The organism is Aquirufa novilacunae (genome assembly GCF_045310505.1).
Taxonomy (GTDB): domain Bacteria; phylum Bacteroidota; class Bacteroidia; order Cytophagales; family Spirosomataceae; genus Aquirufa; species Aquirufa novilacunae.
On sequence record NZ_JBEWZG010000001.1, the window covers coordinates 994252 to 1014856 of the forward strand.

Consider the following 20605-nt stretch of genomic DNA (forward strand, 5'->3'; position numbering starts at 1 on the left):
TTGGAGATATTTGCTAGGAAAATGGGCACAATGGCCCCCAAAGACTGATTATTCAAATAATACAAATATAAATATTCTCTTTTATGTGTGGAATCGTAGCGTACATCGGAAAACAAGCAGCATACCCTGTCATTTTAAAGGGGCTGAAGCGTTTAGAATACCGTGGATATGACAGCTCAGGTATTGCATTATTCGGTGAAACGGTAAACACATTTAAGAAAAAAGGCCGCGTAGCTGAGCTAGAGGCTTGGGATGAGGAAATCATTTCTACGGCCACGGTTGGTATCGGACACACCCGTTGGGCTACACACGGTGAGCCATCAGATGCGAACGCGCACCCGCACACTTCGAATAGCGGACGTTTGACTTTGGTACACAACGGTATCATCGAAAACTACGGTTCTTTAAAGCAAGAATTAGTTCAAAAGGGCTACACGTTTAAGAGTGAAACGGATACAGAAGTTTTGGTCAACTTCATCGAAGATATCCAAATCAACAATAATTCTTCACTGGAAGAGGCTATGCGCATCGCATTAAAGCGTGTGGTAGGCGCCTACGTCATCATTGTGATGGAAGAAGGCTTCCCGAACCGCCTAATCGCAGCTCGCAAAGGATCTCCTTTAGTGATCGGTGTGGGCGAGGGCGAGCACTTTTTAGCGTCTGATGCTTCCCCGATAATCGAATATACGAAGAAAGTTATCTACGTTAATGACTACGAATTAGCGATTATTTCTCCAGATGAAATCATCTTAAAGAACCTAGGTAACGAACCCATTACACCGTATATCCAACAATTAGACATGGAATTAGCCCAAATCGAAAAGGGCGGTTTCGACCATTTCATGTTGAAAGAAATTTTTGACCAACCAGGTAGCTTAACGGATTGTTTACGTGGCCGTTTGGATATGGAAAACTTAACGCTAACGCTAGCGGGTGTAGAAGAACACATGTCTGTTTTCTCTCAAGCGAAACGCATCATTATCGTAGCTTGCGGAACTAGCTGGCATGCTGGTTTAGTGGCGGAATATATGATTGAGACACTTTGCCGCATTCCAGTTGAGGTAGAATACGCATCGGAATTCCGTTACAGAAATCCGGTGGTAGGCGAAGGCGATGTATTGATTGCTATTTCCCAAAGTGGCGAAACAGCGGACACCCTTGTTGCCATCGAAAAAGCGAAGGAAGCGGGAGCCTTTATTTTTGGGGTAGTTAACGCGGTAGGATCATCCATTGCCCGTTTATCTCATTCAGGTGCTTACACGCACGCTGGACCAGAAATTGGCGTAGCAAGTACCAAAGCATTTACCGCACAATTAACGGTGCTAGCCATGATGGCCATCAAAATTGGTCGCGAGAAAAAGACCGTTACAGAAACAGAATACAACCGCTACCTAGCTGAATTAGCCTTAATCCCAGAAAAAGTAAAAGCTGTTTTAGAAACACATGAGTCCATTAAAGAAGTAGCGAAGCACTACGCAGACGCTCGTGACTTCTTATTCTTAGGTCGTGGATATAACTTCCCAGTGGCCTTAGAAGGCGCATTGAAACTAAAAGAAATCTCTTATATCCACGCAGAGGGCTATCCAGCTGCCGAAATGAAGCACGGTCCTATCGCCCTAGTGGACGAAAACCTACCGGTTTTATTCATCGCAACGAAGGATGCTTACTACGAGAAAATCGTTTCGAACATTCAAGAGATCAAAGCCCGCAAAGGAATGGTGATCGCCGTTATTTCAGAAGGTGACACGCAAATCCGTGGCATGGCAGATCATGTGATGGTAGTTCCAGAGATAGACGAATTATTAGCACCGCTTATCTCGGTGATCCCGACACAAATTCTTTCGTATTACATCGGGGTATTGAGAGGATTGGATGTGGATAAGCCTCGTAACCTCGCTAAAAGTGTGACTGTTGAGTAAAATGGACATTTTAGATCTCCGCGATTTTGCCTTGAGGCTTCCGGATACGGAAGAATGCCAGCCTTTTGGGCCTAATCACCTGGTATTTAAGACGAAAGGAAAAATGTTTTTGCTTTTAGACTTAGTTTCTTCGCCGACGACAATTAATTACAAGGCCGTTCCGGAGGATATTATTGCCCAAAGAGAGGAATTCCCAGATGCTGTTTTTCCTGGATTTCACATGAACAAAAAGCATTGGAATACGATGCACATAAATCGCTATTTACCGCAAACTAAAGTCCTCGAATTCATTCGGACGTCCCACTCCCTGATTAAAAAATAAAACCTTTTTCTGTTTTTGGGTGTTTACGAAATATGCCTGAGAAAATTATTGAAGTCCGAAATCTATCGAAACGATTCGGATCCTTCCAAGCCGTTCACGATGTGAGCTTTAGCGTTTTTAAAGGGGATGTTTTTGGTTTTTTAGGTCCCAATGGGGCAGGAAAAAGCACCAGCATTCGCTGTTTGAATTCCTTGATTAAGCCGGATAGTGGAACGGTCGAACTTTTTGGAGAATCAATTGCGACCCATCGAGAGTCCATTTTAGGGCGTGTGGGTAGCATTATTGAGAAACCTGATTTCTACAAATACCTATCTGCCTACCGAAACTTAGAGATCTTTTCCCGCATTTCTGGAAAACCTTCTTCGAAACGAGAAATCTACAAGATGCTGGATTTTGTGGGTTTAGGTGGACGCGAGAAAGATAAATTTGCTGGTTTTTCCCACGGCATGAAACAGCGCCTGGGCATCGCGCAGACACTTTTACACAACCCAGACCTCATTATTTTAGATGAACCTACGACAGGTTTAGATCCTCAGGGAATTATCGACATCCGAAATTTGATTTTGCGTTTGCGAAACGAACAAAACAAAACGGTACTCTTGTCTTCTCATAATTTGGCAGAAATCGAACTCATCTGTAATCGCATGGTGATTATTAATAAGGGCCGATCGATTGTGGAAGGCAGTGTGAGTGATTTGATGAACGGCGAAAACCTGATATTGCGCTTAGAGGCGAGCCCACTACCCGCTGCAAAAAACACCTTATTAGCCTGGAAACCCACCCTTTTATGGGATAATGTAGGCGATAGTTCCATCCAATTTCCGATCGAAAAGTCCGAAATTCCGGCACTCACTAAATTATTAGTGGACAATAACATCGAGATTTTTTCACTAGAGGCGAAACGCACGCTAGAGGATTATTTCATTAAAATTGTGAACCAATGATCCTCCTTCATAGCTTATACAACGAAATTATTAAGATTGCGCTGAAACCGCGCTCCTACTTAGGTTTAGCTGCGATCACCGTCTTAGTAGGCGTGATTCAATTCGCGCTAAAGGCAGATGGAATGTCCATCATCTCCTTTGTGACCGCTTCTTTTGAACAGACTTTGACCTTTGAGGGGAACGTGTTGAATGGAAATTTAGTGGCTTTCATCATTTTGCAGATGTTATTAATCCAAATCCCGCTACTCGTTGCTTTAGTCACAGGAGATTTAGTGTCTGGTGAAGCGGCCATGGGCACCATTCGCATGTTAGCGACGAAACCTATTTCTCGCATTCAATTATTGCTCTCGAAATTCATTGCGGGTGGTATTTATACCCTGATTGTCATTTTATGGATGGGTATTATGTCTGTAGTGGTGGGAAAATTGCTTTTTGGGACGGGAGACATGATGGTCTTGAACTCGGATGGATTAGTGATTTTACAGGAGGCGGATGTGAATTGGCGGTATTTGGGCGGCTTTGCGGTGGCCTTTTTAGCCCTTTTTACGGTTAGTTCATTGTCGATTTGTTTGTCCTGTTTCACGGATAATTCGATCGGACCTATCGTTGCGACGATGTCGGTCATCCTCTTGTTTACAATCATTGGGACATTGGATGTACGCGTTTTTGACCCGATAAAACCTTATTTATTTACGACTCACATGGCCTCTTGGCGTTCCTTCTTCGAGGATCCCTTACCTATGGATGCGATCTGGCGGTCTATTGCCGTTTTAGTGGCCCATAATGTGGTGTTGATTTCCGTCTCGCTTTACACGTTTCACAGAAAAGATATTCAATCCTAATGCGTTATTTATTCCTACTCATTTCTTTTTCCCTGTTCGCTCAAGATGCGAATAAGACGGTGGCGCAGGTGTTAGCGCGCATGAACAAGGTGCGTGATTACCGCGTGGAAACGCAGATTAAATCGGATATTCCCTTGATTAAAATTATGCCTGCGAAGGCGACGATTTATTTTAAGCAGCCGGAAAAATTTCGCATGATTACGAAGGGTATTGCTATTTTGCCCAAAAAAGGATTCACGGACCTCACCGCTCTTCTACGTGATAAATCCGCATACAACGCGCTTTTCACGGGTTTTGAGGTAATCAACGGAGTGAAGTCCGAATCCATTACCTTATTACCTACGGATGATTCAGGAGAAATCGTCCTCGCAAAAATCTGGGTAGATCCGAGCGCTGACGTTATCTTAAAATCCCAAATTACGTCCAGAACGAATGGAACGGTTTTATCCACGTATGTGTATGGGGCTGAGAAAGCTTTTGGGCTACCCTCTGAAATGAATATCACGGTGGATGTGAAAAAATTCAAGATTCCAAAAGGGGTAGTCGTCGATATTAACCGCACGGCAGTCGCACCGGTGAATACACGAAAAACAGGCCAAATTCACCTCCTACTATCGAATTACGTGATCAATCAAGGAATTGAAGATAAATTCTTCAAAGAATAGTCTCTCCTTCTTGTACTATATTACCGATAGCTTTCGTTCTTTTTTCGTAATTTAGATTCCTAAATCGAAAATAAATGAAGCGCTTAATTTTGGGGTTACTACTGTTCGTGGGCTTTTCAGCCTCTTCCCAAAACTGGGCGTTGAACGGATTCAAAAAAGCGGATGCTGTCAATCCCATCTTAAAACCCTCTGTAGAGGCTCGCTTCTTAGATCCCGTTTCGGGTAAAATGGTAGGCTGGGAAAACAAAAACGTATTAAATCCAACAGCCTTAATTCGCAACGGAATCGTTCATTTACTTTACCGGGCACAAGATTCACTAGGGACTTCCCGCATTGGATTAGCCACGAGTACTGACGGTATCCATTTTACCAAACAGCCCAAACCCATCTTATTTCCCTCCAATGACTCCTTTCGCGGTTTCGAATGGCCAGGAGGCATCGAAGACCCTCGGATTGTAGAAACTTCAGACGGCGGCTATTTCCTAACCTATACATCGTATGACGGGAAAGTTGCTAGACTTTGTGGTGCTTTTTCGAAAGACTTACAAACATGGGAGAAAATAGGACCCTTATTTACCTCCGAAAAATACCTGAATACCTGGTCGAAATCAGGAGCACTCGTTTCAGTCCAGCAGGGCAGTCGCATAGTGGCTCATCAGATGAATGGATTATATTATATGTATTTTGGTGATACTGATTTGTTCCTTGCCACTTCCAAAGATTTACGTCATTGGGACATCTTAGAAAATGCGGAATCAGGTGTACGTTTATCTGTTTTAAAGCCGCGTGCGGGCTATTTCGATAGCCGATTAGTGGAACCTGGACCTTATGCTCTACTGCGCAAGGAAGGTATTTTACTCATTTATAATAGCTCAAATGCAGCTAATTATAACGATGTACGTTTCCCAAAATTCACCTATGCCGCTGGCCAAGTTTTATTTGATGCAGGTAAACCCTACAAGGTTTTAGCGCGAACTTCGAAGCCCTTTATTTGGCCAGATAAACCCTATGAAAAAATCGGGGAAGTGAATGAAGTATGTTTTGTGGAAGGCCTCGTGCCCTATAAAAATAAATGGTTCCTCTATTATGGAACCGCAGACTCTAAAATCGCTGTTTCCATCAAAGAATGAATCGATTAGGCCTACATAGCGTTCACCACATCGCGATCATCTGCTCGGATTATGCGCGTTCGAAAGCCTTCTACACGGAGGACTTAGGACTCGAAATCATCCGTGAAGTATATCGTGCGGAACGCGATTCCTATAAATTGGATTTAGCTTTGAATGAGCACTATGTGATCGAATTGTTTTCGTTCCCTAACCCGCCTGCCCGTCCTTCGAGGCCGGAATGCACGGGCTTAAGGCACTTAGCATTTCAAGTAGAAAACCTGGATTTTACGGTTCAGGAGTTAACCCAAAAAGGCATCACATCGGAGCCCATTCGCATCGATGAGTTCACTGGAAAGCGATTTACCTTTATCGCAGATCCGGATGATTTGCCGCTTGAATTTTATGAAATATGAATAGAATTGATAAAAAACCCCTTTCCAAACTCGGATTTGAATTCGTAACACCTGCTTTTTTAGAAGAAGGCCAAACGGAATTCGACCACCGAAATTCTACTATCGACTTAGCCGCTTACCGTGCTTTAGCACCTCGGGAAATTAGTATTCTGGAGGCGAATTTGAACGAGGCTGAGAACTGGAAAGATGTATGGGTGAAAGAGGGCTTTAATCCTTATTTAGTGAAGAATTGCCGCTTTTTCGGTGTAAATCGCATCGGCGTTTTAGAAAGCTGCTACCTTGAATTCAAGAACCTGCGCATGCCGGCAGGCTTATACAATAGTACCTTGATTTCGTGTGATTTTGGCGATAATGTGGCGATCGATCGCGTGAATTTATTGTCTCATTACCAAATCGGGAATGAAGTGATGATCCTTCAAGTGAACGAGTTAGCGACCACGGCGACGGCGAAATTCGGAAACGGTATTGTGAAAAAGGGAGAAGAAGAACGTATCCGTATTTGGATGGAATTAGGCAACGAAAACGGTGGCCGCAAGGTGATCCCATTCGTCGGGATGAAACCGGCTGATGCCTTTTTATGGACACAGGACCGCGATGACAGCCTATTGCAAGCGAAATACAAAGAGATGACCATCCAAGAATTCTCTTCTAAACGTGGATTCTATGGCCAAATCGGTGATCGCACCGTCATCAAAAATACCGGAATCATCAAAGACGTCAATATGGGTACCGACACCTATATCAAAGGCGCAAACAAATTAAAGAACTTAACGATCATTTCGAATGCCGAAGCCTCCACCCAAATTGGCGAAGGTTGCGAAATCGTGAATGGTATCATCCACGAAGGCTGCCGCATTTTCTACGGTGTGAAAGCGGTTCGTTTTATCTTAGCGGCGCACTCGCAACTGAAATATGGCGCGCGTTTGATCAACTCCTTCCTAGGCAGTAATTCGACTATTTCTTGCTGCGAAGTATTAAATGCCTTGATTTTCCCGGCCCACGAGCAACACCACAACAACTCGTTCTTGTGTGCTGCGATCGTAAAAGGCCAAAGCAACATGGCCGCCGGTGCCACCCTCGGTTCTAACCACAATTCGCGTGGAGCGGATGGGGAATTGCAAGCGGGACGTGGATTTTGGCCTGGCTTATCCGTAGCCTTAAAACACAATTCAAAGTTCGCTTCCTTTAACCTGATTTCGAAAGGCAATTATCCAGGCGAAATTCACAATCCACTACCCTTCTCGCTCATCGGGAACGACGATTCTGAAGGTGGATTATTAATCATCGCCGGCTACTGGTTCCAGTACAATATGTATGCTTTAGCTCGCAACGCATGGAAATTCGCGGCTAGGGACCAAAGAACGGACAAAGACATGTTGCTTGAATTCGATTTCTTGGCACCTGACACAGTATCCGAAATCTTGCAAGGAATTAAATTATTGGAAAAATGGGTATCTGAATCCCTAGGCGGAGGAGATGGCAAAGCCTGGTTGCAAGACCCAGCTAACGCTTCGAACCCTCTAGCGATCTACGCAACCGGCATCGAAAACACGAAACGCAGAACACGTATCGCGAAGGCACATAGAGCCTACCAAATATTCCATGACTTATTGAATTACCATGCCGCCAAAGAATGGTTAGCCACTTCCGAGCGTCATCCAACTAAATCGCCTGCAGAGCTTCTACAAGCTACTTTGAAGAACGCGACGGCGATCCAAGTTTGGGAAAACCTAGGCGGTCAACTCATTCCATCCGGTGTTATCCAAGACATGAAAAATGATGTCAAATCAGGAAAAATCACCCGCTGGAAACAAGTACATGAATTCTACGAAAAGCAGGCAGCCTTGTACCCAGAACAAAAATTCGAAAATGCCCTGAACGGCCTATTGCAAATCAACCCACAAGCTTTCGAAAACATTCCATCCTGGATTGATCGCGCCATCGCTACCTCTGATTTCCTGACAGCAGGTATCGAACGTTCCCGTTCGAAAGACTACGAAGATCCGTTCCGCTTAGCGATGTTTGGCAATGCCAAAGAACTCGACGCCGTAATCGGTGAGGTGAAGGATAATGAGTTTATTCAGGAGGCAAAGGTGAGAGCTGTTGTGTTTAGGGAGAAACTGGAAAGTTTAAAGAATAAAGCATAGAGCACAAAGAATAAAGAATAAAGATGGAATCCCCTCCGGGGATACTTTTATGAAACATTTCTGAATGCATAAAAAAGGGGACCTCGGTCCCATTTTTTATTCCACCTTTGTGCTTTGTGCTTTGTTCTTTGTGCTTTGAACTCTGAAAGAGTTAGAGAATAAAGATGGAATCTCCTCCGGAGATACGTTTATAAAACATTTCTGAAGACATAAAAAATGGGACCTCGGTCCCATTTTTTATTCCAAATTTATAATTTGTGCTTTATTCTTTATGCTTTAAAAATTGTTACGCAAATTATGGCTTGTTTGAATCCACCACCAATCTTTGCTCTCTATTCGCGATTTCCCACGCCATATAGAACACTAAACGGCCTACTTTTTGGATTTGGTCAAACTCGATCTTATCTACTTCATCACCTGGCATGTGGTAATCATCGTGCACTCCATTGAAGAAGAAAGCGACAGGGATACCGAATTTTGCGAAGTTGTAGTGGTCTGAACGGTAGTAGAAACGGTTCGGATCGTTCGGATCATTGAAACGGAAGTCTAATTCTAGACCGATGTGCTTCTTGTTTTGCTCAACTAACACCTCACGTAATTGAGACGATAATTTGTCAGAACCGATTTCGTAGATGTAATCCGGCTTGCCTTTGTGCTCGTCATCATAACGACCCGTCATGTCCGTATTTAAGTCTACAACCGTATTCTTTAAAGGGAATAAAGGGTGGTTTGCGTACCACTCAGATCCTAAAAGTCCTTTTTCTTCACCTGTTACGGTCATGAATAAGATACTACGACGAGGACGCTTTCCTTCAGCCGCTGCTTTACCAAAAGCCTCCGCTAATTCCATCACCGTTACAGTACCAGAACCATCGTCGTTCGCGCCGTTGTTGATTTGGCCGTCAGCAGATACACCGATGTGATCGTAGTGCGCCGTTAAAACGACTAATTCTTCTTTCTTGTCAGTACCTTCTAAGTAACCTACTACGTTATACGTGTCTACCGGCTTCTCCGTTCTTTCGATCGTTACTTCGATAGGAGCTGCTTTGAATTTCGATGCCACTGATTTTTTTGCAGAGGCTAAAGAAGCTTTGTAAGCTAATAATTCTGCTTCTGTCGTGCCTAATAATTCAGCTGCCGCTTCAGAAGAGATTAATAAAACAGGTGCTTCGTTGGCAGCAGATACCGCGTCAGCGAAGGCCATACGCTCATTACCAAAACGCTTCATCATCACTTGACGTTGACGAACTTGATTGCCAAAAGATTTCGTATCGCGATCCGCGATCAAGATTAAACCTTTCGCTCCAGCTGCTTGTGCGCGCTTCAATTTTTCTTTCCAGCCATCGCCTTTACCGAAAACCGATGGATCTTTTGAACCAGAAAGTACATAAAGACCAGCCGCGTCTTTCGCTTCTCCTTCGAAAGCTAATACGTATTTGCCTTTTGCATTTAACTTGTCAAAATCCGTGTAGCCACCTTGCTGAACTCCGAAACCAGCAAATACCACTGGAAACTTGGAATTAGCAGCGACTGGCGCTAAGGCATTCGCCATCATTTCGCCTAGGTATTCGTATTTCTTTCCTTTGGCAGCAATAAAAACATTCGTCCAAGCGCGGTTCACTAAGTCCACTTTTTGGAAATAAGACCCATTCACTGGGGCGATACCTGATTTCTTAAAGGAGTCTGCAATGTAGTTCGCTGCCACTTTCTGCTCTGGCGAACCCGTATTACGACCTTTCAAGCTATCGGAAGCGATAAAAGTCAAGTGTTTTTTCAGATCATCCGCTCTAATCGATAGCGCGTAAGGAACTGGATCTCCCTGAGCAAAAGCGCTCATCGGGATGAATTTAGCAGCTAAAAATAGCCCTAAAACATAGATGTTAGTTTTTTTCATTTGTTGAAACAAAATTTAAGAAAGCGAAGTTAAGAATCTAAAAATAAATCGCTAAAAAAAGATTAAATTTGTGGCGATTTTATCATTCAAATTCTCAGAATTCATGACCCCAAATTACAGCTATCAGGAAGACTTCTCTTTGCGTCATAACAATGTAGAGCCTACTGATGTATCCGCCATGTTGAAAACCATCGGTGTAGATAGTTTAGACACACTCATCCAACAAACAGTTCCCGCTAAAATTCGTTTAGAGCAGGGGCTTCGCTTACCTGAACCTAAATCTGAATTTGCTTTTTTACGCGATTTCAAGCAGATGATGGGTCAAAATCAGATCTTCAAATCACACATCGGCTTAGGTTACTCTGACACGATTGTGCCTACGGTCATTTTGAGAAATATTTTGGAAAATCCATCTTGGTACACGGCCTACACGCCGTACCAAGCGGAAATCGCTCAAGGTCGTTTGGAAATGTTATTAAACTACCAAACGATGATCATCGATTTAACCGGCATGGAATTAGCGAACGCTTCCCTTTTAGATGAAGGAACGGCGGCAGCGGAAGCCATGACGATGTTATATGGACAACGTCCAGCAGAACGCAATTCAGCCGAAGCCTATTTCGTTTCTGAATTATGCCTTCCACAAACGATCGACTTATTAAAGACGCGCGCAGAACCTATCGGCATTGAAATCGTCGTAGGCGACCACCGCAGCTTTGATGTAACGGATTCCCGTTTCTACGGAATGATGTTGCAATACCCAGCTTCTAACGGCGAGGTGTTCGATTACAGCGCTTTAATCGCAGCAGCGAAAGAAAACGGCTTACAAGTGGTTGTGGCAGCTGACCTTTTAGCTTTAACCTTATTAACGCCTCCAGGCGAAATGGGAGCAGATGCGGTTGTGGGTGTTTCTCAACGTTTTGGGGTACCAATGGGCTTCGGTGGACCACACGCCGGATTCTTCGCAACGAAAGAAAAATACAAGCGTAATATTCCAGGTCGTATCATCGGAGTTTCGGTGGATGCAGAAGGAAACCGCGCCTTACGTATGGCGCTTCAAACCCGTGAGCAACACATTCGCCGCGAAAAAGCGACGTCTAATATCTGTACAGCTCAGGTTTTGTTGTCGATTATGGCAGCCTCTTACGCGATCTACCACGGCCCTCAAGGCTTGAAGAAAATCGCTGAAAAAGTATACGGCTTAACTGAATTATTAGCGGTGAATCTGCGCAAACTAGGTTTCGTTTTAGAAAACACGAATCACTTCGATACGGTGACGATTCAGACGGGAGCGCAGACGGCGGAATTACGAGCTTTGGCAGAAAAAGCAGAGCGTAACCTACGTTACACTGCGACTACAACGAGTATCTCTTTAGATGAGACAACGCAGGAAGCAGATGTCATCGAAATCATCTCCTTCTTCGAAACCTTGAAAGGAGCGAAAACGTCAGAGAAAAATGTTACTTGGGCGATCCCAGCAGCCTTAACTCGTACGTCTACTTTCTTGACGCACAGCGTTTTCAATAAATACCATTCTGAGCACGGAATGTTACGTTATTTGAAATCATTGGAGTCGAAAGATTTATCGATGGTTCACTCGATGATCTCTTTAGGTTCATGTACAATGAAATTGAATGCGACGACAGAAATGATTCCGGTGACTTGGCCAGAATTAGGCAAAATGCACCCCTTCGCTCCTGCCTCTCAAACTAAAGGTTACCAACAATTAGTAGCTGATTTAAATGAGTGGTTGTGTGAGATTACAGGTTTTGCCAAAATGTCGATGCAGCCTAACTCCGGTGCACAAGGCGAATATGCTGGTTTGATGACAATCAGAGCATACCATGCTTCACGCGGTGATCACCACCGTAACATTGCGATCATTCCATCCTCTGCACATGGTACGAATCCGGCATCTGCGGTTATGGCTGGCATGAAAGTAATTGTTTCCCCATGCGATGCAAACGGAAATATTGACGTGGCTGATTTGAAAGCCAAAGCCATCGAACACAAAGACAATCTTTCTTGCTTGATGGTAACTTACCCAAGTACGCACGGGGTGTTTGAGGAAACGATTCAAGAGATTTGTGCGATCATCCACGAAAATGGAGGTCAAGTATATATGGACGGAGCGAACATGAATGCTCAGGTGGGATTAACGTCACCTGCACGCATTGGAGCGGACGTTTGTCACTTGAACTTGCACAAGACTTTCTGTATCCCTCACGGAGGTGGTGGCCCAGGCATGGGACCTATCGGCGTGGCGCCTCAGTTAGTTCCTTTCTTGCCAGGACACGTAAATGACGGAACGTCAGGTGCGGTATCTGCGGCACCGGTGGGATCTGCGAGTATTTTAGCCATCTCTTACGCGTACATCGCGATGATGGGTGGAAAAGGGTTGACGACTGCGACTGAAATCGCGATCTTAAACGCAAACTATATCAAGGCACGATTAGAGAAGGAATTCCCTATCCTATATACTGGATCCCAAGGACGTTGCGCACACGAGATGATCGTGGATTGCCGTCCATTTAAATTATCGGCAGGAGTGGAAGCGGAGGATATTGCCAAACGTCTCATGGACTATGGTTTCCACGCACCTACCCTTTCGTTCCCAGTAGCTGGAACCTTAATGATCGAGCCTACCGAGTCAGAGAACAAAGACGAATTAGATCGTTTCTGTGACGCGCTTTTAAGCATCCGTGCAGAGATTCGCGAGATCGAAGAAGGCAAAGCGGACAAAGCATCCAACGTATTGAAGCACGCTCCACACACACAATCGGCTGTTTTACTAGGCGATTGGGATCGTCCTTACTCACGCGAGAAAGCAGTATTCCCGCTAGCGTATGTGAAGGCGAATAAGTTTTGGCCTACCGTATCACGTATCGACTCCGCTTACGGGGATCGCAACTTAGTTTGCGCTTGCGAGCCGATGGAGAGTTATATGTAGTATTTGATTTTGGAGGGCGATCGTTCCGGCCGCCTTACCTATAGTTTAAAAAAGGCGACCGCTGCGCGGTCGCCTTTTTGTTTATAAGCTGATTGCATTTTTAAGCAAATAAAAATTAGTATGCTTGCATAACATAATTCCTTTTATTTATATTTACGCAACGAGATTTAAAAACGTAGATATGAATCGTGCCATTAAAAAAGTAGCCATATTAGGCTCAGGAATTATGGGCTCCAGAATCGCCTGTCATTTCGCAAACATTGGGGTTCAGGTCCTTTTATTGGACATCGCACCACAGACTTTGAGCCCAGAGGAAGAGGCCAAAGGACTTCGTTTAGAACACCCTTCGGTACGTAACCGAATCGTCAACGCAGCATTTCAACAAACTATAAAAGCAAAGCCTGCATCGCTTTATGCGGCGGGCTTTGCGAATAACATCAAGCTAGGCAACTTCGAAGACAACCTATCCGAGATCAGTTCTGCTGATTGGATCATGGAAGTAGTCGTAGAAAACCTAGCCATCAAACAATCCCTCTACGAGAAAGTAGAGAAATTCCGCACTCCGGGTACCTTGGTAACATCGAATACCTCAGGTATTCCAATTCATTTGATGTCAGAAGGTAGAAGCGCAGATTTTCAACAACATTTCTGCGGAACACACTTCTTCAATCCTCCCCGATATTTGCGTTTATTTGAAGTGATCCCAGGTCCGAAAACGGATCCGGCCATCCTCGAATTCTTGCTACAATACGGCGAAACGCAATTAGGCAAAACGGCTGTTCTTTGTAAGGACACACCTGCCTTCATCGCGAACCGCATTGGCGTTTATTCGATGATGCAGACGATGAAAGTCGTAGAAGAATTAGGCCTTACGGTAGAGCAAGTGGATAAATTAACTTCCAAAGTGGTAGGTCGTCCTAAATCTGGCACCTTCCGCCTTTCGGATGTGGTCGGTTTAGATACGACGGTTCACGTGGCGAATAATTTAAAAGCCGCGCTCGTAAACGACGAAAGTAAAGACATTTTCAACTTGCCGGTGATGTTGCAGCGTTTGATGGAAAACAAATGGCTGGGCGATAAAACGGGACAAGGATTTTATAAGAAGACCAAAGACGAAAAAGGCAAAACGGTCATCCTGAGCCTGGACTTGAATACCTTCGAATACCGCGCCGCGGAACGAGTGAATTTTGAAACATTGGATCGCTCGAAGGCGATTGATAATTTAGCGGATCGCTTCGCGCTTTTATTAGCAGGAAAAGATTTAGCGGGTGAATTCTACCGCAAAACTATCTTAGACGGTTTCCGTTATGCATCGAATCGCATTCCGGAGATTGCTGATGATCTAGTCAAAATCGACCAAGCGATCTGCGCGGGTTTTGGCTGGGAGATGGGTATTTTCGAAACTTGGGACGCCATCGGTGTGGTTCAGGGAATCGAATTAATGAAAGCGGAAGGCTTAGCGCCTGCTGCTTGGGTTACCGAGATGGTCGCTGCAGGAAATACCACTTTCTACAAAGTAGAAGGCGGCAAGCGATTATTCTACGACATTGCTACTAAGAAATACCAAGCCATTCCAGGTTCGGAGAAGCAAATCAATTTGCAGATCTTAAAGCCTACGAAGACGGTTTCGTCGAACGATGACATGCACATCGTGGATTTAGGCGATGGTATTTTAGGATTAGAATTCCACTCGAAGATGAACACGATGGGCCAAGGGGTGCTAGAAGGCATTCAAGAGGCAATCGCGACAGCGGAAAAAGATTTCCAAGGTTTGGTCATCGGAAACGAGTCGAACGAGGCATTCTCTGCCGGTGCAAACCTCGGTATGTTGTTCATGTTCGCGATGGAGCAAAAATTCGACGACATCAACACGATGATCGCGACCTTCCAAGAAACGATGATGCGCGTACGTTACTCGGGTATTCCAGTTGTGGTGGCACCTCATACCTTGGCTTTAGGTGGTGGTTGCGAAATCAACTTGCACGCAGATAAAATTGTCGCTCACGCGGAATTATATATGGGTTTAGTGGAAGTAGGTGTGGGTTTAATCCCTGCGGGAGGCGGTACAAAAGAGATGGCGTTGAGAATGGGAGATGCTCGTCGCGCTGGTGATGTGGAGTTGAACCGTTTGCAAGAGGCCTTCATGAATATTGCGACGGCGCGCGTGAGTACTTCGGCGCATGAAGCGAGAGAGATGAATTATTTAAGAGCTCAGGATCGCATTGTGTTGAATCGCAATCAAGTGATATCGGAAGCGAAAAGAGAGGCTTTGGCCTTAGCAGACGCAGGATATGTCCAAAAAGCGAGACGCAACGATGTCTGGGTGGAGGGAAAACAAGGTTTGGCCCTATTCAAAGCAGGTATTCAAGGCATGTTAATGGGACGTTACATCTCAGAACACGACGCCTTAATTGCGAATAAATTAGCCTACGCGATCTGTGGTGGCGATTTAGACGCTCCGCAAGTCGTGAGCGAAACCTACTTACTCGACCTAGAAAGAGAGGCCTTCCTTTCTTTATGCGGCGAGAAAAAGACCATGGACAGAATCCAAAGTTTATTAGGTGGCGGTAAACCACTCAGAAATTAAATTTTACGAAGATGAATGCATATATCATAGCAGGTTACCGCACAGCAGTTGCGAAAGCCAATAAAGGAGGATTCAGAACGACGCGTCCAGATGATTTAGCGGCGGAAGTCATTAAACATTTGATGAAGCAGGTGCCTAGTTTGGACCCGGCGCGCGTCGAAGATTTAATCGTAGGAAATGCTATTCCGGAAGCGGAGCAAGGCATGCAAATGGCGCGTTATATCTCGCTTTTGTCATTACCCAAAAGCGTTCCCGGTTTCATCATCAACCGTTACTGTGGTTCAGGTTTAGAGGCTATCGCTTTGGCTTCTGCTAAAATCGCCTCCGGCATGGCCGATTGCGTGATTGCGGGAGGAACAGAATCGATGTCGATGCTACCGATGATGGGCCATAAAACGGTCTTAAACTACGGCATTGCTAGCGAGCACCCAGACTATTATATCGGAATGGGTCTAACGGCAGAGGAAGTGAGCAAGAAGTATAGCGTGACGCGCGATGAGCAAGATGCGTTCTCTTTTGCTTCCCACCAGAAGGCTTTAGCGGCACAAAAAGCGGGTAAATTTACTTCGCAAATTGTTCCAGTAGAGGTTTCAGAGAATTATTTCGATGCCAAATCAGGCAAGAAACAAACCCGCAGCTGGACGGTGTCACAAGACGAAGGTCCACGTGCTGACACAACCATTGAAGCCTTAGGAAAATTAAGACCTGTCTTCGCGATGGGCGGAACCGTTACCGCGGGTAATGCGTCCCAAACGTCCGATGGAGCGGCATTCGTTTTAGTCGTTTCTGAGAAACTCGTGAAAGAATTACACTTAGAGCCAATCGCTCGCCTGGTTTCCTATGCTACGGCAGGGGTTGAACCGAGCTTGATGGGAATTGGACCAGTAGAGGCGATTCCGATTGCTTTGAGAAAGGCAGGCTTAAAGCTCAACGATATTCAACAAATTGAATTGAATGAGGCGTTTGCGGCGCAGTCTTTGGCGGTGATGAAAACCCTAGATATCGATCCAACTATCGTGAACGTGAACGGCGGAGCCATTGCTCTAGGACACCCACTGGGATGTTCTGGCGCGAAATTATCGATCCAATTATTCAATGAAATGCGTCTTCGCAACCAAAAATACGGCATGGTCACGGCCTGCGTAGGTGGTGGTCAAGGGGTAGCTGGAATTTACGAATTGCTATGACCCCAGAAGAGTATATTGAGTTAGAGTCTGATTTTGGCGCACATAATTACCATCCATTGCCAGTCGTTTTAGAACGCGGCGAGGGGGTGCATGTGTACGATGTGACGGGTAAAAAGTACCTGGATTTTCTTTCGGCCTACAGCGCCGTGAATCAAGGCCATTGCCATCCGCGTTTAGTCAAAGCCATCTCCGATCAGGCAGCTCGACTAACGTTAAGTTCCCGCGCTTTTCACACGAATCTATTAGGTTCGACGGAGAAAAAGTTAGCGGAGAAATTCGGCTACGAGAAAGTCTTATTGATGAATACGGGCGTAGAAGCGGGAGAATCAGCCATCAAGTTAGCTCGCAAATGGGCTTATGAGGTCAAAGGCGTTCCAGCAAATCAAGCCGAAATCATATTCGCGGAAGGAAATTTCTGGGGTAGAACTATCGCAGCCGTTTCCTCTTCGAATGACCCGTCATCCTACCATAATTTCGGTCCTTTTGTTCCCGGATTCACCCGAATTCCCTACAATGATCTGAAAGCATTAGAAGAAAAATTACAAAACCCCAATGTGGCAGCCTTCATGGTCGAACCCATTCAGGGAGAAGCTGGGGTGGTCATTCCATCGCCTGGCTATTTGAAAAAAGCGGCTGCTTTGTGTAAAAAACACCGCGTTTTATTCATCGCTGACGAGATCCAAACCGGTTTAGGTCGTACAGGCGCCTGGTTAGCTTGCCACCACGAATTAGTTCATCCGGATATTTTATTATTAGGCAAAGCGCTTTCAGGTGGATTCATGCCGGTTTCAGCGGTACTTTGCAACAATGAGATTATGCTCACCATCAAGCCGGGAGAACATGGATCCACGTATGGAGGAAATCCTTTGGCCTGTGCTGTCACTAACGTGGCCATCGATATCATCGAGGACGAGGATCTCGTGGAGAATGCAACGGTTCGCGGGCAACAATTACTGACTTTCTTAGAAGGTTTACGTGATAAAACAGCCTTGATTAAATCGGTGAGAGGTAAAGGCTTGTTGTGTGCGATCGAAATCGACACGCCAGAAGACAGTCCGGTGGCTTGGGAAATTTGCCTGGATCTGATGAAAAAGGGATTGTTGGCGAAACCAACCCACGGCAATAAAATTCGCTTAGCCCCACCTTTAACCATCACCGGTGCAGAAATGGATCAAGCTTGCAGTATTATCGACCAAGTTTTTCTGGGATATTAAGCGATTTCGAAGCAACGCATCGAAATACCTCCGTACACGAGTTCGTCGTACGTGAATCTTACTTCCTCATTTTTACGAGCCAAAGCCAAGGCATACAACATCGGAATGTAGTGATCCGGCGTAGGAACGGATTTTAATCCACCCGGTGCCCTCGTATAATCCACTAAACTGGACAGGTCCTTATCGAGGATTTTTTGTGTTGTAAACGCATCAAATTCCTGAGCCCAATCGTACGCGAAATGCTCCTGCCCCATCGATAGGTTCGGAATGCTGGCCTGCAGATTATGGACAATATTTCCACTACCGATAATTAAAACCCCTCTTTCGCGTAAGAATTGTAATTCCTGAGCCAAAGTCACGTGGTAGGCCAAAGGCTGAGAATAGTCAATCGACATCTCAAAGCAAGGAATATTGTGATTCGGAAACAGGTGGCATAGCACGGACCAAGCGCCGTGATCTAAACCCCATTCGGTGGTTTCTTGGATTTTTTGCGAGCCGGAAGCGAGAATTTTCGCGGTTTCCGGACTTCCCGGTGCGGGGTATTGAAATTCGTGTAGTGCTCGGGGGAATCCACCAAAATCATGGATGGTCTCCGGCATCGGCGATGCCTGAACCTGCGTGATTCCTCTCGTCAGCCAGTGAGCTGAAACGACTAAAATAGCTTTAGGTGGTGCAATTGATGCCCCCAAGGTATTCAGAGAAGCCGTGAAAGGATTGTCGGCCAAAGCGTTCATCGGGCTTCCGTGCCCGATGAACCACACTGGCTGTATGTATGACATATAATTTAGCGATTCATAGAAACTAAGAACTCTTCGTTGTTCCTGGTCCCTTTCATTTGCTGTTGCAAGAATTCCATCGCCTCTACTGAGTTCATGTCTGACATGTGCTTGCGCAAGATCCACACACGTTGTAGAACCGCTGGGTCCATCAATAGATCTTCACGGCGCGTTCCTGAAGCTGTCACATCGATGGATGGATAGATTCTGCGGTTCGCTAGCTTGCGATCTAATTGTAATTCCATATTACCCGTACCTTTGAATTCCTCAAAGATAACTTCGTCCATTTTCGATCCTGTTTCGATCAAGGCCGTTGCGATGATCGTTAATGAACCACCGTTTTCGACGTTACGAGCCGCTCCAAAGAAACGTTTCGGTTTGTGTAAGGCATTGGCATCCACACCCCCGGATAAAATCTTACCTGATGAAGGAACGACTGTATTATAAGCACGTGCTAGACGTGTAATTGAATCTAATAGGATAACGACATCGTGGCCGCATTCCACCATTCTTTTGGCCTTCTCTAAAACCAAGTTAGCCACCTTTACGTGACGCTCTGCTTGCTCATCAAAAGTAGATGAAATCACCTCAGCACGCACAGAACGCTGCATATCTGTTACCTCCTCTGGACGTTCATCGATCAACAAAATGATCAAATAAACCTCTGGGTGGTTGCGGGAAATCGCATTCGCGATGTCTTTTAAAAGAACCGTTTTACCCGTTTTAGGCTGGGCAACGATCATACCCCTTTGGCCCTTACCAATAGGCGCGAACAAATCTAAAATACGCGTCGAATAATTATCCGGCGTAGACGACAAGTTCAGCTTCTCCTCTGGGAACAAAGGCGTTAAATATTCAAAATTAATCCGGTCGCGAATCTCGTCCGTCGTCTTTCCATTCACGGATTCCACTTTCAATAAAGCGAAATACTTCTCCCCTTCTTTTGGTGGACGAATCTTCCCTAAGATCGTGTCTCCCGTCTTCAAACCAAACATTTTGATCTGAGATGGCGACACATAAATATCATCAGGAGACGCTAAATAGTTGTAATCAGACGAACGCATGAAACCGTAGCCGCCTTCTTGCATAATTTCTAAAACCCCTTCGTTCTCGATCAAACCATCCAATTCCTTGATAACTTGATTGTAATTCGAACGTGGTTTGTGGTGGTGAACTGGTGCAGGCGCCTCCTCTTTAGGCAATTTATCCACATCGACAGGTGCATCCGTAGGAGAAACCTCGTCTTTTGTGTTCTCCGTGCTAGTAATAAAGGACGTATCTACAATAAATTCTTCTGGAGCGGCTACCTCTTTGTACTCAATTGGAGCCTCGTCTGCTTGCGCTTTGGCCTCCATTGGTAACAAAGGTGCTTCTTCGTTGCTCTTCTTAATTCGTTGACGCTTAGGACGTTCGTTTAATGATGAATCTTCTTCTTGTGCTTTTTTTACTCTTTTGATAGGCTTATCTTCCATAAAGGGGAAACAATTAATTAAGATTGACAACAGACAAAAATGTCAGCATGTTTGTCAAATGAGAAAATTAGGGGACGTTTACTCGTTGAATTGTCAGAATCGACATGCAATACTACAAAATACTCCTGAATTGGCAAGGATTTCAGGCTGAAATTATGTCAATA

15 protein-coding genes are annotated in these 20605 nt (G+C 45.0%); 12 read left to right on the top strand and 3 right to left on the bottom strand.

The window, feature by feature from the left end; all coding sequences use genetic code 11:
• Positions 1-83: 83 nt before the first annotated feature.
• From glmS to V7S74_RS04490, 8 genes are all read left to right on the top strand, one after another.
• The gene (gene glmS / locus V7S74_RS04455; RefSeq protein WP_406777557.1) at positions 84-1919 is read left to right on the top strand and encodes a glutamine--fructose-6-phosphate transaminase (isomerizing); all 1836 of its coding nucleotides are present in this window, start codon (positions 84-86) and stop codon (positions 1917-1919) included.
• Between the two features lies 1 nt (position 1920).
• A complete protein-coding gene (locus tag V7S74_RS04460) occupies positions 1921-2241 on the top strand; it encodes an MmcQ/YjbR family DNA-binding protein (RefSeq protein WP_406777702.1) in 321 nt (106 codons plus the stop codon).
• A 32-nt stretch (positions 2242-2273) separates the two neighbouring features.
• Positions 2274-3185, top strand: a complete 912-nt coding sequence (locus V7S74_RS04465) for an ABC transporter ATP-binding protein (RefSeq protein WP_406777558.1) — start codon at positions 2274-2276, stop codon at positions 3183-3185.
• Complete coding sequence (locus V7S74_RS04470) at positions 3182-4027, top strand: ABC transporter permease (RefSeq protein WP_406777559.1); 846 nt, start codon at positions 3182-3184, stop codon at positions 4025-4027. The genes V7S74_RS04465 and V7S74_RS04470 overlap by 4 nt, the downstream gene beginning before the upstream one ends.
• Positions 4027-4692, top strand: a complete 666-nt coding sequence (locus V7S74_RS04475) for a LolA family protein (protein WP_406777560.1) — start codon at positions 4027-4029, stop codon at positions 4690-4692. The genes V7S74_RS04470 and V7S74_RS04475 overlap by 1 nt, the downstream gene beginning before the upstream one ends.
• Before the next feature lie 74 nt (positions 4693-4766).
• A complete protein-coding gene (locus V7S74_RS04480; protein ID WP_406777561.1) occupies positions 4767-5822 on the top strand; it encodes a glycoside hydrolase family 130 protein in 1056 nt (351 codons plus the stop codon).
• Entirely contained in the window at positions 5819-6214 is a 396-nt protein-coding gene (gene gloA2 / locus V7S74_RS04485) for an SMU1112c/YaeR family gloxylase I-like metalloprotein (protein ID WP_406777562.1), read from the top strand. Before V7S74_RS04480 ends, gloA2 begins: the two co-directional genes overlap by 4 nt.
• Complete coding sequence (locus V7S74_RS04490) at positions 6211-8361, top strand: DUF4954 family protein (RefSeq protein ID WP_406777563.1); 2151 nt, start codon at positions 6211-6213, stop codon at positions 8359-8361. Before gloA2 ends, V7S74_RS04490 begins: the two co-directional genes overlap by 4 nt.
• Positions 8362-8656: 295 nt before the next feature.
• Here V7S74_RS04490 and V7S74_RS04495 read toward each other — a convergent pair whose 3' ends face one another.
• Positions 8657-10255, bottom strand: a complete 1599-nt coding sequence (locus V7S74_RS04495) for a M28 family peptidase (protein ID WP_406777564.1) — start codon at positions 10253-10255, stop codon at positions 8657-8659.
• Positions 10256-10358: 103 nt separating this feature from the next.
• On the opposite strand from V7S74_RS04495, the gene gcvP reads away from it, so the two are divergent.
• From gcvP to rocD, 4 genes are all read left to right on the top strand, one after another.
• Positions 10359-13205 carry an aminomethyl-transferring glycine dehydrogenase gene (gcvP, locus tag V7S74_RS04500; protein WP_406777565.1) on the top strand — a complete coding sequence of 949 codons (2847 nt, stop codon included), beginning with the start codon at positions 10359-10361 and terminating at the stop codon, positions 13203-13205.
• Between the two features lie 181 nt (positions 13206-13386).
• Complete coding sequence (locus V7S74_RS04505) at positions 13387-15792, top strand: 3-hydroxyacyl-CoA dehydrogenase/enoyl-CoA hydratase family protein (RefSeq protein ID WP_406777566.1); 2406 nt, start codon at positions 13387-13389, stop codon at positions 15790-15792.
• An 11-nt stretch (positions 15793-15803) separates the two neighbouring features.
• A complete protein-coding gene (locus V7S74_RS04510) occupies positions 15804-16979 on the top strand; it encodes an acetyl-CoA C-acyltransferase (RefSeq protein ID WP_406777567.1) in 1176 nt (391 codons plus the stop codon).
• Entirely contained in the window at positions 16976-18193 is a 1218-nt protein-coding gene (gene rocD, locus V7S74_RS04515) for an ornithine--oxo-acid transaminase (protein WP_406777568.1), read from the top strand. Before V7S74_RS04510 ends, rocD begins: the two co-directional genes overlap by 4 nt.
• Here rocD and ygiD read toward each other — a convergent pair.
• Both ygiD and rho read right to left on the bottom strand, forming a co-directional pair.
• Complete coding sequence (gene ygiD, locus V7S74_RS04520; protein ID WP_406777569.1) at positions 18190-18972, bottom strand: 4,5-DOPA-extradiol-dioxygenase; 783 nt, start codon at positions 18970-18972, stop codon at positions 18190-18192. The two genes, rocD and ygiD, sit on opposite strands and share 4 nt — an antisense overlap.
• A 5-nt stretch (positions 18973-18977) precedes the next feature.
• Entirely contained in the window at positions 18978-20441 is a 1464-nt protein-coding gene (gene rho / locus V7S74_RS04525) for a transcription termination factor Rho (protein WP_406777570.1), read from the bottom strand.
• Between the last annotated feature and the right edge of the window lie 164 nt (positions 20442-20605).

Coding starts and splice junctions, on each gene's coding strand:
- glmS (WP_406777557.1), top strand. CDS start 84: ATGTGTGGAATCGTAGCGTACATCGGAAAACAAGCAGCATACCCTGTC.
- V7S74_RS04460 (WP_406777702.1), top strand. CDS start 1,921: ATGGACATTTTAGATCTCCGCGATTTTGCCTTGAGGCTTCCGGATACG.
- V7S74_RS04465 (WP_406777558.1), top strand. CDS start 2,274: ATGCCTGAGAAAATTATTGAAGTCCGAAATCTATCGAAACGATTCGGA.
- V7S74_RS04470 (WP_406777559.1), top strand. CDS start 3,182: ATGATCCTCCTTCATAGCTTATACAACGAAATTATTAAGATTGCGCTG.
- V7S74_RS04475 (WP_406777560.1), top strand. CDS start 4,027: ATGCGTTATTTATTCCTACTCATTTCTTTTTCCCTGTTCGCTCAAGAT.
- V7S74_RS04480 (WP_406777561.1), top strand. CDS start 4,767: ATGAAGCGCTTAATTTTGGGGTTACTACTGTTCGTGGGCTTTTCAGCC.
- gloA2 (WP_406777562.1), top strand. CDS start 5,819: ATGAATCGATTAGGCCTACATAGCGTTCACCACATCGCGATCATCTGC.
- V7S74_RS04490 (WP_406777563.1), top strand. CDS start 6,211: ATGAATAGAATTGATAAAAAACCCCTTTCCAAACTCGGATTTGAATTC.
- V7S74_RS04495 (WP_406777564.1), bottom strand. CDS start 10,255: ATGAAAAAAACTAACATCTATGTTTTAGGGCTATTTTTAGCTGCTAAA.
- gcvP (WP_406777565.1), top strand. CDS start 10,359: ATGACCCCAAATTACAGCTATCAGGAAGACTTCTCTTTGCGTCATAAC.
- V7S74_RS04505 (WP_406777566.1), top strand. CDS start 13,387: ATGAATCGTGCCATTAAAAAAGTAGCCATATTAGGCTCAGGAATTATG.
- V7S74_RS04510 (WP_406777567.1), top strand. CDS start 15,804: ATGAATGCATATATCATAGCAGGTTACCGCACAGCAGTTGCGAAAGCC.
- rocD (WP_406777568.1), top strand. CDS start 16,976: ATGACCCCAGAAGAGTATATTGAGTTAGAGTCTGATTTTGGCGCACAT.
- ygiD (WP_406777569.1), bottom strand. CDS start 18,972: ATGTCATACATACAGCCAGTGTGGTTCATCGGGCACGGAAGCCCGATG.
- rho (WP_406777570.1), bottom strand. CDS start 20,441: ATGGAAGATAAGCCTATCAAAAGAGTAAAAAAAGCACAAGAAGAAGAT.